Origin of the sequence: Cellulomonas sp. NPDC089187, from assembly GCF_040685135.1 — a bacterium.
Classification (GTDB): domain Bacteria; phylum Actinomycetota; class Actinomycetes; order Actinomycetales; family Cellulomonadaceae; genus Cellulomonas.
Window position 1 is genome coordinate 380,162 of the sequence record NZ_JBFBHI010000001.1, and the last position, 12,551, is coordinate 392,712.

General features: G+C 69.8%; 12 protein-coding genes. 1 reads left to right on the plus strand and 11 read right to left on the minus strand.

Annotation, left to right across the window (positions count from 1 at the left end; all coding sequences use genetic code 11):
• Positions 1-80 precede the first annotated feature (80 nt).
• Entirely contained in the window at positions 81-677 is a 597-nt protein-coding gene (locus AB0N78_RS01820; protein WP_363385066.1) for a hypothetical protein, read from the plus strand.
• Between the two features lie 55 nt (positions 678-732).
• On the opposite strand, the gene AB0N78_RS01825 is transcribed toward AB0N78_RS01820, so the two are convergent.
• The 11 genes from AB0N78_RS01825 to AB0N78_RS01875 form a co-directional block, all read right to left on the minus strand.
• The gene (locus AB0N78_RS01825; protein WP_363385069.1) at positions 733-3,045 is read right to left on the minus strand and encodes a bifunctional (p)ppGpp synthetase/guanosine-3',5'-bis(diphosphate) 3'-pyrophosphohydrolase; all 2,313 of its coding nucleotides are present in this window, start codon (positions 3,043-3,045) and stop codon (positions 733-735) included.
• Positions 3,046-3,120: 75 nt separating this feature from the next.
• On the minus strand, positions 3,121-3,675 hold the full coding sequence (locus tag AB0N78_RS01830) for an adenine phosphoribosyltransferase (protein WP_363385072.1): 555 nt from the start codon (positions 3,673-3,675) through the stop codon (positions 3,121-3,123).
• Positions 3,675-4,763, minus strand: a complete 1,089-nt coding sequence (secF, locus tag AB0N78_RS01835; protein WP_363385075.1) for a protein translocase subunit SecF — start codon at positions 4,761-4,763, stop codon at positions 3,675-3,677. Before secF ends, AB0N78_RS01830 begins: the two co-directional genes overlap by 1 nt.
• Complete coding sequence (secD, locus tag AB0N78_RS01840; RefSeq protein ID WP_363385078.1) at positions 4,763-6,862, minus strand: protein translocase subunit SecD; 2,100 nt, start codon at positions 6,860-6,862, stop codon at positions 4,763-4,765. The genes secF and secD overlap by 1 nt, the downstream gene beginning before the upstream one ends.
• Before the next feature lie 97 nt (positions 6,863-6,959).
• Complete coding sequence (gene yajC / locus AB0N78_RS01845; RefSeq protein ID WP_363385081.1) at positions 6,960-7,343, minus strand: preprotein translocase subunit YajC; 384 nt, start codon at positions 7,341-7,343, stop codon at positions 6,960-6,962.
• 111 nt (positions 7,344-7,454) lie between these two features.
• Positions 7,455-8,504, minus strand: a complete 1,050-nt coding sequence (gene ruvB / locus AB0N78_RS01850; protein ID WP_363385084.1) for a Holliday junction branch migration DNA helicase RuvB — start codon at positions 8,502-8,504, stop codon at positions 7,455-7,457.
• A complete protein-coding gene (gene ruvA / locus AB0N78_RS01855) occupies positions 8,497-9,114 on the minus strand; it encodes a Holliday junction branch migration protein RuvA (protein ID WP_363385087.1) in 618 nt (205 codons plus the stop codon). Before ruvA ends, ruvB begins: the two co-directional genes overlap by 8 nt.
• A gap of 83 nt (positions 9,115-9,197) precedes the next feature.
• Positions 9,198-9,767: a crossover junction endodeoxyribonuclease RuvC gene (ruvC, locus tag AB0N78_RS01860; protein ID WP_363385090.1), complete on the minus strand. Its 570-nt coding sequence runs from the start codon at positions 9,765-9,767 to the stop codon at positions 9,198-9,200.
• An 80-nt stretch (positions 9,768-9,847) separates the two neighbouring features.
• Positions 9,848-10,603 (minus strand): YebC/PmpR family DNA-binding transcriptional regulator, encoded by a 756-nt coding sequence (locus tag AB0N78_RS01865; RefSeq protein WP_363385093.1) that lies wholly within the window; start codon positions 10,601-10,603, stop codon positions 9,848-9,850.
• 72 nt (positions 10,604-10,675) lie between these two features.
• Complete coding sequence (gene pdxT, locus AB0N78_RS01870; protein WP_363385096.1) at positions 10,676-11,302, minus strand: pyridoxal 5'-phosphate synthase glutaminase subunit PdxT; 627 nt, start codon at positions 11,300-11,302, stop codon at positions 10,676-10,678.
• A gap of 55 nt (positions 11,303-11,357) precedes the next feature.
• A complete protein-coding gene (locus tag AB0N78_RS01875) occupies positions 11,358-12,542 on the minus strand; it encodes a pyridoxal phosphate-dependent aminotransferase (RefSeq protein ID WP_363385099.1) in 1,185 nt (394 codons plus the stop codon).
• Between the last annotated feature and the right edge of the window lie 9 nt (positions 12,543-12,551).

The following is a 12,551-nucleotide window of genomic DNA, read 5'->3' on the forward strand; positions in this document are numbered from 1 at the left end:
AGCCAACTCCCGCGGCCCGTCGTCCCCAGGTCGACCGTGCCGTGGTCGCCCGCGATCACGGGCTGAATGAGAGTGGGGCCATGACGACCCCCACGCTGACCGCCCCACCCGACTCCCCTGAGGCCGCCGCCCGGGACGACGGACTGTTCCGGCCCGCCGATCTCGGTTCGGTGGCCTGGCAGTTGCTGGTCCACGAGGGCGCGCTGCGCACCGTCGGCCCGGGGGTCGCCATCCCCGTGCGTCGACGTCCCTCCCCGGCCCATCGCGCGGCGGCGTTGACCGGGGTATTGCCCCGTGGCTGGTTGTTCGGTGGGGCCACCGCGTTCTGGGTGCATGTCGGCGGTGCCGGACCGAGCGCGCTCGCTGTCATCGGTCCCCCTGCCACCCATCTGCCGCCCGATGTCCCGGCGCGGGTGCTGCACCAGCAGGCGATGCCGGCGCGCGACCGGGTGGAGATCGCCGGGGTGCCGTTCACTTCCCCGGTGCGCACCGCGGTGGACCTGGCATGCCTCACGCCGCCGGAGACCGCGCTGCGCCGACTGCTCGAGTTGGCGGAGCACGGCGTGGATCTGCACGCGGCACTGAACCGACTGGCCGGATTGGGTCGCCAACGCGGGGTGGTGCGGGCCGACCGGGTGCTGCGCGAGGCTCTCCGACAGAGGTCCGCGGCGGCGTGAGACGCCCGGGTCAGACCGAACCGGTCGATCCGCCGGGTGGTGCCGCGACGTCCAGTCAGCCGCCGACCGGCTGTTCGGCCTTTGCCCCGGTGATCCGGTACACGTCGAACACGCCCTCGACCTTGCGTACCGCGGACAACACCGAGGCCAGGTGCGAGGGCTCGGCCATCTCGAAGACGAATCGTGACATCGCTACCCGGTCCCGGGAGGTCGACACCGACGCCGAGAGGATGTTCACGTGGCTGTCCGACAGCACCCGGGTGATGTCCGAGAGCAGACGCGACCGGTCCAGTGCCTCGACCTGGATCTGCACCAGGAACAGGCCACCGGTCCCCTGGCTCCATTCCACGTCGACCATGCGTTCGGGCTGCTGCCGCAACTGGGTGACGTTGATGCAGTCGGAGCGGTGCACGCTCACACCGTCGCCACGGGTGATGAAGCCGACGATGTCGTCCCCGGGCACGGGGGTACAGCACTTGGCGAGCTTCACCCAGATGTCGTCGACACCCTTGACGACCACACCGGGGTCACCGGTGCGCGGACGCCGGGTGGTCTGCCCGGGGCGCGCGGTCTCGGCGATGTCCTCTTCGGTGCCGGGCTCGCCGCCCATCGCCTGGACCAGCTTCTGCACCACCGACGCAGCGGAGGCCTGGCCCTCGCCGACCGCGGCGTAGAGCGCGGAGATGTCGGCGTAGCGCATCTCGTTGGCGAGGCCGACCAGCGCCTCGTGGGAGAGCAGACGCTGGATCGGCAGGTTCTGCTTGCGCATCGCTTTGGCGATGGCGTCCTTGCCCTGCTCGATGGCCTCTTCGCGGCGCTCCTTGGTGAACCACTGCCGGATCTTGTTCCGGGCGCGCGGGCTGGTGACGAATCCGAGCCAGTCACGCGACGGCCCGGCGGTCTCCGACTTGGAGGTGAAGACCTCGATGACGTCGCCGTTCTCCAGCTTGGTGTCCAGCGGGACCAGCCGACCGTTCACCCGGGCACCCATGGTGCGGTGACCGACCTCGGTGTGCACCGAGTAGGCGAAGTCCACCGGCGTGGCACCGGCGGGCAAGGCCATCACATCGCCCTTCGGGGTGAAGACGTACACCTCACCGTCGGCGATCTCGAAGCGCAGCGAGTCCAGGAACTCCGAGGGGTCCGCAGTCTCCTTCTGCCAGTCGACCAGCTGGCGCAGCCAGGTCATGTCCGCGCCACCGGCCTCGTCACCGGCCGGGCTCTTGGCGTTCTCCTTGTACTTCCAGTGCGCGGCCACCCCGTACTCGGCACGACGGTGCATGTCGTGGGTGCGGATCTGGATCTCCACCGGCTTCCCGCCGGGGCCGATCACCGTGGTGTGCAGCGACTGGTACAGGTTGAACTTGGGCATCGCGATGTAGTCCTTGAACCGGCCCGGGACCGGATTCCATCGCGCGTGCAGCGTGCCCAACGCCGCGTAGCAATCGCGCACGGTGTCCACCAGGACGCGCACGCCGACCAGGTCGTAGATGTCCGCGAAGTCACGTCCGCGCACGATCATCTTCTGGTAGATCGAGTAGTAGTGCTTCGGTCGACCGGTGACGGTGGCCTTGATCTTCGCGGTGCGCAGATCACCGCCGACCTGCTCGCGCACCACCGCCAGGTACTCCTCGCGAGCCGGAGCGCGCTCGGCGACCAGGTGCACGATCTCGTCGTAGACCTTGGGGTACAGGGTGGCGAAGGACAGGTCCTCCAGCTCCCACTTGATCGTGTTCATCCCGAGCCGGTGCGCCAGCGGGGCGTAGATCTCCAGCGTCTCGCGGGCCTTGCCCTCGGCCTTGTGGGCGGGCACGAACTTCCAGGTGCGGGCGTTGTGCAGCCGGTCGGCGAGTTTGATCACCAGCACCCGGATGTCCCGGGACATGGCGATCACCATCTTGCGGACCGTCTCGGCCTGCGCCGCATCGCCGTAGGTGACCTTGTCCAGCTTGGTCACGCCGTCGACCAGCATCGCGATCTCCGGCCCGTACTCACTGCGCAGCTGGTCGAGCGAGTAGTCGGTGTCCTCGACCGTGTCGTGCAGCAGCGCCGCGGCGAGGGTCGGCGGGGTCATCCCGAGTTCGGCCAGGATGGTGGCCACCGCCACCGGGTGGGTGATGTAGGGGTCGCCGCTCTTGCGCAGTTGCCCGCGGTGCGCCTTCTCTGCGGTGATGTAGGCGCGCTCGATCAGGGACAGATCGGCCCGGGGGTGGTTGGTCCGTACCGCCTGCAACAACGGCTCGATAGCGGCGGTCTGCGCGGGGACCCGGCCCTGGCCGAAGCGTGCCAACCGTTGCCGGACCCGGGCGGTGGCACCGGTGACCGCCGGGGTCTCCTGGGCGTCAGGGGTCCGCAGGGAATCCGCCATCACACCCACCTCCCCTCGGCCCGACACCGGGCACCACCGTCCCGAGCGGACGGATCACACGATTCTACGACCGGCTCAGCCCACGCTCAGCAGGGCGTTCACCGGATACCCCGCCAGCCGCTCACGGCCGGGCAGGAAGGTCAGATCCATCAGGAAGCTCAACCCCACCACCTCGGCACCGCATTCCTGCAGCAGCTCGATGGTGGCCAGCGCCGTGCCGCCGGTGGCCAGGACGTCATCGACGACCAGCACCCGCGAACCCGCCGGCACCGTGAAGGGGTGCACCTCGACCGTGGCCGACCCGTACTCCAGGTCGTACTCGCGGCTGGCCACCGGCCCGGGAAGCTTGCCCGCCTTACGAACCGGCACGAATCCGGCACCGAGCTCCAGCGCGACCGGGGCGGCGACGATGAAACCGCGCGCCTCCATCCCGGCGACCAGGTCGATCGGACCTGGAATCGCGTGGGCCATCGCCTTGATCGTCGCCTCGAAAGCGGAGTGGTCGGCCAGCAGCGGGGTGATGTCCTTGAAGATCACGCCCGGGTTCGGGTAGTCCGGCACGTCGCGGACGAGCTCGGCGATCCGGGCGGACAGCTGCGGATCATCGGTGAGGTTCTGCGAGGCGGTCATCAGCGGCCCTTCCGGCGAGGCTGGGCGGAGGTGCCCTGGTGGGAACCCGGGCGGATCTGCCCGGTCATGCGGACCGCGTCGGCGGTGGTGACGTCACCGGTGGCCCCGACCGTGGCAGAACGCGCGGCCAGCACCTTGGCGGTGTGCTCCTGGATCGACTTCTCCCGCAGACGGAACGCGACCTCCAGCGGGGTGGCCAGGAACACCGAGGAGAACGCCCCGACGAACATGCCGACGAACAGCGCGAGCGCGATGTCCCGCAGCGTGCCGGCCCCGAGCACGAACGCTCCGATGAACAGGATCGCCGCGACCGGGAGCAATGCCACCACGGAGGTGTTGATCGAGCGCACCAGGGTCTGGTTGACCGCCAGGTTCGCGCGCTCCTCGTAGGTGGCCTTGCTCTGCTCGGTGACCGCGATGGTGTTCTCGCGCACCTTGTCGAAGACCACCACGGTGTCGTAGACCGAGTAACCGAGGATGGTCAGGAACCCGATCACGGTCGCGGGGGTGACTTCCCAGCCGACCGCGGCGTAGACCCCGACGGTGACCGCGATGTCGTGGAACAGCGCGATGATCGCCGCCGCCGCCATCCGCCAGTTGCGGAAGTAGATCGTCATCACCACGGCCAGCAGCACCAGGAAGACCACCAGCGAGGTGCCGGCCTTCTTGGAGACGTCCGCGCCCCAGGTCGGGCCGATGAAGGAGCTGGCGACATCGTCCTCGGTGACGTCGTACGCGTCCTCCAGGGCGGTGCGGACCTGCTCCACCTGATCGTTGCTCAGCTCGGCGGTCTGGATCCGGATCGAGGACGAGCCGACGGTCGTCACCCGTGGCACCTCGTCCGGCGCGACCTCGGTGACGGCGTCGATCGCGGGCTGCTGCTCGGTGGAGCTCACGTTGGAGACGGTGAACTCCGAGCCGCCACGGAACTCGATACCCGCTTGCAGGCCCGGCTTGAACAGCAGCACTGCGGCCACGAGCACCAGCACGCCGGCGATGGTGAACCACATCCGGCGGCGGCCGACGATGTTGTACGACCGGCGACCGGTGTAGAGGTCATTGCCCCACTGGGCGAAGTTCACAGCCATCAGTCGTTCCCCTCGGTGCGCTTCTCGGCCGGGGCGGTGTCCTGCGGCTGATCGTCGGGTGCGGGTCCGGGATCACCGGTGCTGGTGTCCGCAGTGCTGGCGTCCGTGTTGATGTCCGCGGTGCTGGGGTTCACCGTGTCCTCGGACTCCCCCGTGGACGTTGGCGCTGTCGCGGCCCGTTCGGCTGCCTTGGCGGCTGCGCGCCGTTCGGCGATGGTGCCGCCGGCGACGGTGGTGGCGACCAGCGGGTTGCTGCTCGACAGTGCCTCGGACTCCTCGCCCGCGGCCTCGGCACGACCGGTCGACACCCGGCCACGGCCGACGTAGCGGGTCGCACCGGCCGCACCCAGGCGGCGCGGGTCCAGACCGGACAGCGGGTGACCGCTGCCGAAGAACTTCGTCTTGGCGATCAGCAGCATCACCGGGTGGGTGAAGACGAACACGATCAGCAGGTCGAGCAGCGTGGTCAGACCGAGCGTGAAGGCGAAGCCCCGCACCGACCCGACAGCCAGGAAGTACAGCACGACCGCAGCCAGGAAGTTCACCGCGTCGGAGGCCAGGATGGTGCGGCGCGCCCGCTCCCAGCCACGATCGACAGCGGCGACCAGGGTGCGGCCCTCGCGCAGCTCATCGCGGATGCGTTCGAAGTACACGATGAACGAGTCGGCGGTGATACCGATCGCCACGATCAACCCCGCCACACCGGGCAGCGAGAGCCGATACCCCTGCGTCCAGGACAACAGGGTGATCACGCCGTAGGTGAGCACCGCGGCGATCACCAGCGACAGCACGGTGACCATGCCCAGCGCCCGGTACTGGAACAGCGAGTAGATGACGACCAGCAGCAGACCGATCAGACCCGCGATCAGGCCCTTCTCCAGCTGCTCGGAACCGAGCGTGGCCGAGATCTGCTCCTCGGACTGCACCTCGAAGGAGATCGGCAGCGCACCGAACTTGAGCTGGTTGGCCAGAGTGGTCGCGGTCTCCCGGTTGAAGGAGCCGGAGATCTCCGCCTTGCCGTCCGAGATGATCGTGCCGGTGGACAGCGACGGCGCGGAGATGACCAGGCCGTCCAGCACGATGGCGAACTGGTTCTGCGGCGTGGTCAACGCCTGCAAGCGGGTGGTGATCTCCTTGAAGTCCTGGGTGCCGGTGCGGTCGAACTCCAGGTTCACGACCCACTGACCGGTGGAGACGCCGGTGGAGCTGACGCCGATGCCGGAGGAGGCGTTGGAGATGTGGTCACCGGTGATCTCCACCGGACCGAGGATGTACTTGATCGTGCCCGTCGGGTCGCAGGTGACCAGCGCGGTGTCCGGGTCGGCGGTCTCGCCACCGGTCAGGTTCGCGGGGTCGGTGCAGTCCAGCTCGTTGAAGCGGGTCAGCACGTCCTCGGTGACGTAGTAGTTGATGTCGCTCGGCGACTCCGGGCCCGTGGTGCTGGTGCCATCGGTGGCCTGCGGGGTCGGCTCCGCGGTCGGCTCGTCCGTGGCCGAGGCATTGCGCACCACCGCCTCGTCGGAGGTGGCGACCGCGTTCTGGAACACCGCCTCGGTGGAGGCCGAGGAGTTCTGCGCCGTCGCACCATCGGTCGGCTCAGCGGTGGCCTGCGCCGACGGGTCAGCGGTCGCAGCGGCGGACGGGTCAGCCGTCGCGGCGGCCGACGGGTCGGCGGTGGCCGCGTCCGTGCTGGTCGGCGTGGGGTCGGCGTAGGTCAGCACCGGCCGGAACTCCATCTGGGCGGAGGTCCGCACCAGATCGAGCGTGGCCTCACTCGGCCGCCCGGGCAGGGCGACGACGATGTTGGACCCGCCCTGGCTGGTGATCTCCGCCTCGGCGACGCCGGAGGAGTCGACTCGCTGCCGGATGACCTCGATCGCCTGCTGGATCGTCTCGGAGCTGACGCTCGAGTTGTCCTCGGTCTTCGGGGCAAGGATCAGCTGGGTGCCGCCCTCGAGGTCGAGCGCGAGCTTGGGGGTCCAGGTCGCGTCAGACCACTTGTTCCCCGCGAAGACCGCGGCGAAGACGGCGACGATCAGGACCACCAGCGTGATCAGCGTGCGCGCCGGGTGGTGCCGGCGGCGTGTGGGAGGGGCCAACGATCTTCTTCTCTCGTGCGCGTACCGCCCGCGGAATGCGGGCGGTACGGATGGTAGGGCCCCGGACGGCTGAACTCCGGGAACGTGCCCGATCGGGTCAGTAGTTCTTCGGCTGCTTCGTGCCGTCCTCGTCACCGAAGGGCTCGATGGTGGTGCCCTCCTCGACGGTGGTCGTACCGGTGGCGGCGAACTCGTCGGCGTCGGAGTCCTCGACCTGGTCGTCCTCCTCGACCGGCGGGTCGACCAGCTTGGCGATCGCGGCCTTCAACCAGCGGGTCTCATTGCCCGGGGTCGACTCGAGGGTGACGACATCGCCCTCGACCGAGACCACGGTGCCGAACAGGCCGGAACCGGTCATGACCTCCTGGCCGGGCTGCAGGCTGTCCCGAAAGCTGACCGCCTCCCGCTGCTGCTTGCGCGCACGGCTCGACATGAACCACATGGCGGCCACGCCGATGACGAGGATGATGATCAGTTCCACGGTGCTCCCTCACGAATGACGTCCACCGCAGTCTAGGTGCCACGGCTCCGGGGCTCCTAACGACCGCCGAAGACCGGCAGTTCCCGGGACGCCGCCCGGTCGCGTACTGGTTCAGCCGAAGAGCGTCCCAGTCGGAGCGGGTGCAGACAGGCCCAGATGCGCCCAGCCCTCGGCGGTGGCCACCCGGCCCCGCGGTGTGCGACCGATCAGCCCCTCGCGGACCAGGAACGGTTCGGCCACCGTCTCGACCGTCTCCGGCTCCTCACCCACCGCCACTGCCAGGGTGGTCAGACCGACCGGCCCGCCGCCGAACCGGGTGCACAGCGCGGTGAGCACCGCCCGGTCCAGTCGGTCCAGCCCCCGATGGTCGACCTCGTAGACCTCCAGCGCGGACCGAGCCGCCGCCAAGGTCAACTCACCGGTCCCCCGGACCTGCGCCCAGTCCCGGACCCGGCGCAGCAGACGGTTGGCGATCCGGGGCGTGCCGCGCGACCGGGAGGCGATCTCCGCGGCGGCCTCGACCTCCAGCGGAACGCCCAACAGCCCGGCGGAGCGCATCAGCACCCGCTCAAGCTCGCCATCAGCGTAGAAGTCCAGGTGCCCGGTGAACCCGAATCGATCGCGCAGCGGAGCGGGTAGCAGACCCGCCCGGGTGGTCGCGCCCACCACGGTGAACGGCGGCAGCGACAACGGGATCGCGCTGGCCCCGGCACCCTTGCCGACCACCACATCGACCCGGAAGTCCTCCATCGCGACGTAGAGCAGCTCCTCCGCCGGGCGCGCCAGTCGGTGGATCTCGTCCAGGAACAGCACCTCGCCCTCCTCCAAGGAGGACAGAATTGCGGCCAGGTCACCGGCGTGTTGGATCGCCGGTCCGCTGCTCACCCGCAGTGAGGTGCCCAGCTCAGCGGCGATGATCATCGCCAGCGTGGTCTTGCCCAGGCCGGGCGGTCCGGACAGCAGCACATGATCGGGCGTGCGACCCCGGGCCAGCGCGGACTGCAAGACCAGCGACAGCTGCTCACGGACCACCGGCTGCCCGACGAACTCGTCCAGGTGTCGGGGTCGTAGCGCGGCCTCGGCGGCACGTTCCAGATCGTCCGCACCGGCGCGGACCAGGGATTCTCCCCCGTCATCCTCGGGCAGCAGATCCTCAGCCACGGTTCGCCCCGAGTCCACGCAGCGCGGCGCGGAGCACACCCGCGACCTCCTCGGGACCGATCGGCCCGTCGACATCCGCCAGCACGCCTGCGACGGCCTCCTGTGCCACCTTCACGTTCCAGCCCAGACCGACCAGCGCCTCGACGACCTCGTCCCGGCGATCGACCGCCGCCGAAGGGGTCGGCGTGCCACTCAGGCCATCACCGACCGGCGCGCCCAGGCGATCACCGAGCTCCAGCACGATCCGCTGCGCGCCCTTCTGCCCGATCCCGGGCACCCGCTTGAGCGCCGCCAGGTCCTCGGCGGCCACCGCGCGCCGCAGACCGTCCGGGGTGTGCACCGCCAGCATCGCCAGCGCGAGCCTGGGCCCGACACCGGAGACCGACTGCAACACCTCGAAGACGTCGCGCTCGTCGTCGTCACCGAAGCCGAACAGGGTGAGCGAGTCCTCCCGGACCACCATCGAGGTGGCCAGTCGCGCCTCGTGGCCGACCCGCAGCGCGGCCAACGTCGTCGGCGTGGCCTGCACCAGCATCCCGACACCGCCGACCTCGACCACCGCAGCGTCCAGCCGCACCGTCAGCACCGTCCCGCGCACCGAGGCGATCACGGCGGGTTCCTTCCATTCGACAACAGGGGTCCACTGCGGGGCAGTCTGCCACGGGTGCGAACAGGTGTACGAACGACACGCAGTCAGGCGCGGACGCGGCGCGCCTTCTGCTCGGCCTCGGCCCAGGCGCGCTGTGCCGCGGTCATCGCCCCGGGTGCCCGCTGCGGACCGCCCACCGCGCCGGCCGGTCGCCACAGATGGGTGATAGCGATGGCCAACGCATCGGCGGCGTCGGCGGGTTTGGGGACCTCGGTCAGGCGCAGCAGCCGGGTGACCATCTGCTGCACCTGGGGTTTGTCCGCCCGCCCGTTGCCGGTGACGGCGGCCTTCACCTCGCTGGGTGAGTGCAGAGCGACCGGGATCTTGCGCCGGGCCGCAGCCAGCATCGCGATACCGGTCACCTGTGCGACACCGATCACCGAGTCCAGGTTGTCGTGCGCGAAGATCCGCTCGATGGCGACCGTGTCCGGGGCGTGCTCCTCCAACCACACGTCGAGCTGGTCCCCGATCCGGAGCAGGCGCTGGTCGATGTCCTCGTCCGGACCGGAGCGGGCCACTCCGACGGCGACCATCTGCACCCGTCTACCGGAGAGCCCGTCCACGACCCCCAGGCCGCAGCGGGTCAGGCCAGGGTCGATGCCGAGCACGCGCATGCCCTCATCCTCGCAGCCCGACCGGCGGACACGACGACGCCCCGCCGCGGAGGACCGGGGCGGGGCGTCGTCGGGAAGGCTCACTCCTCGTCGAGGGCGGCCATCACCTCATCCGAGGCGTCAAAGTTGGTGAAGACGTTCTGCACGTCGTCCGAGTCCTCCAGCGCGTCGATCAGGCGCAGGATCTTGCGGGCACCCTCGACGTCGACCTCGACCTGGGTGGCGGGGTAGAACACCGAATCGGCGGAGTCGTAGTCGATCCCGGCCTCCTGCAGTGCGGTGCGGACCGCGACCAAGTCGGTGGCCTCGCACAGCACCTCGAAGGAGTCACCCATCTCCGTGACCTCCTCCGCGCCGGCGTCCAGCACCGCCATGGTGATGCTGTCCTCGTCGGTGCCCTCGGCGGGGACCATGACGACGCCCTTGCGGGAGAAGACGTAGGCCACCGAACCCGGGTCGGCCATCTGACCGCCGTTGCGGGTGAAGGCCACCCGGACGTCCGAGGCGGCGCGGTTGCGGTTGTCGGTCAGACACTCGACCAGGACCGCGATACCGCCGGGGCCGTAGCCCTCGTACATGATCGTCTGGTAGTCGGCGCCGCCGGCCTCCAGACCGGAGCCGCGCTTGACCGCGCGGTCGATGTTGTCATTCGGGACCGAGGACTTCTTGGCCTTCTGGATCGCGTCGACCAGGGTCGGGTTGCCCGCGGGGTCACCGCCGCCGACCCGGGCGGCCACCTCGATGTTCTTGATCAGCTTGGCGAACAGCTTGCCGCGCTTGGCGTCGATCGCCGCCTTCTTGTGCTTGGTGGTGGCCCACTTGGAGTGCCCCGACATCGGTTACCTACCCCTCGATCCCTGGTGTGTGTCTACGGATCCGCGCCAGCGACACCGCCGCTCGACCACCCCTCAAGGGCGTGTCCCCGCAGCCGCCTCGCGGACCATCTCCACGAATAAGCGATGCACCCGCGTGTCGCCGGTGACCTCCGGATGGAAGGACGTGGCGAGCAACGAGCCCTGGCGCACCGCGACAATCCTACCGGCGGCCGGCCCGGACTCGACGCGGGCGAGCGCGGTGGCGGCGGGTCCGACCTCCTGCACCCACGGCGCGCGGATGAACACGGCGTGCACCGGACGTTCGGTCGACTCCGGGATGCCGTCGATCCGTAGGTCCGTCTCGAAGGAGTCCACTTGCCGCCCGAAGGCATTGCGTCGGACGGTCACATCGAGTCCGCCCAGCGTGCGCTGCCCCTCGATCCCGCCTTCGATCCGGTCGGCGAGCAGGATCATCCCGGCGCACGATCCGTACGCGGGCATCCCCGCGGCCAGGCGCTCGCGCACCGGCCCGTCCAGCTCGAAGGCGCGCAGCAGCTTGTCGATGGTGGTCGACTCCCCACCGGGCAACACCAGTGCGTCCACCGCGTCTAGCTCACTGCGGCGACGCACCGGAACTGCGGTCGCACCGGAGTCGGTGAGCGCGGCCAGGTGCTCACGAACGTCACCCTGCAGGGCGAGGACGCCAATGGTCGGATTCACCCGCACATCCTACGAATCCCCGCAACCCGGGCCGCCCGGGTCAGGAGCACGCAGGTCAGGCTGACTCCGCGTCGGCCACGGAGAGCTCGGACCAGTGCTGGATCTGGTCCGCCAGCAGATCAAGGCCGCGCAGCAGGGCGGAGCGCTCGGCCGCCAGCGACACCCGGACCATCCCCTCACCACCGGCCCCGAAGGCGCTGCCCGGCGACACGGCGACATGGCGCTCATCTAGCAGGCGCAGTGCGAAGGCCTCGGAGTCGCCGGTCGCCGCGGAGATGTCGACCATCAGGTAGAACGCACCCTCCGGGCGCACGCAACCGATCCCCCGGGCGGTGAGCAGCTCGACGGCGGCATCCCGGCGTTCCCGGTAGGAGTCGACCGCTGCGGCGACCTCCTCCTGGGGGCCGGTCACTGCCGCCAACGCCGCACGCTGCCCCACGGAGGACGGGCAGGCGACGGTGGCCTCGGCGACCTGACCGAGCAGGTCGATCACCTGCTCATTGCGCGAGACCGCATAGCCGATCCGCCAGCCCGTCATCGCGTAGGTCTTGGAGAAGCTGAAGAAGGTCACCACCCGGTCGTCGGTGTCGAAGGTGCCGGGGCTGATGTGCTCGGCACCGAAGGTGATCGCCTCGTAGCACTCGTCGGAGAACACCCACAGGTCGTGACGGCGGGCCAGCTCCACCACACCGGCCAGCAGGGGCGCGGGGTACATCGCCCCGGTGGGGTTGTTCGGCGAGCAGACCACGATGACCCGGGTCTGCGGGGTCAGCGCGGCCTCGATGTCGTCCAGCGTCGGCACGAATCCGTTCTCTGCCCGCGCCGGGTACGTCTGCACGTCGACCCCGGCGGAGACCGCGGCCATCCGCCAGTTCGGGAACTCCGGATCGGGCAACAGGATCGACTCCCCTGGCCCGGCCAGCGCGCTGATCGCCATCGCCAGACCGTGCATCGCACCGTGCGAGACCACGATGTCGTCCGCAGTGACATCCAACCCGTTCACCCGACGGACCTTCTCCGCCAGGGCAGCGCGCAGCTCGGGCTCACCGGTGCTGGAGGTGTAGGCGGTGTGCCCGGCGGCTGCGTCGCGTGCGGCGGCGGCCACCACATGGGCGGGGGTGGTCGCGTCCGGCTCGCCGATCTCCAACCGGATGGCCTGCGGGTCGCGCATCGCCAGTTCCATCAAGGTCCGGATGCCGGAGCGGTGGATGCGGGTGGCGGGTGAGGTCGAGATCGGCACGCGCCGACG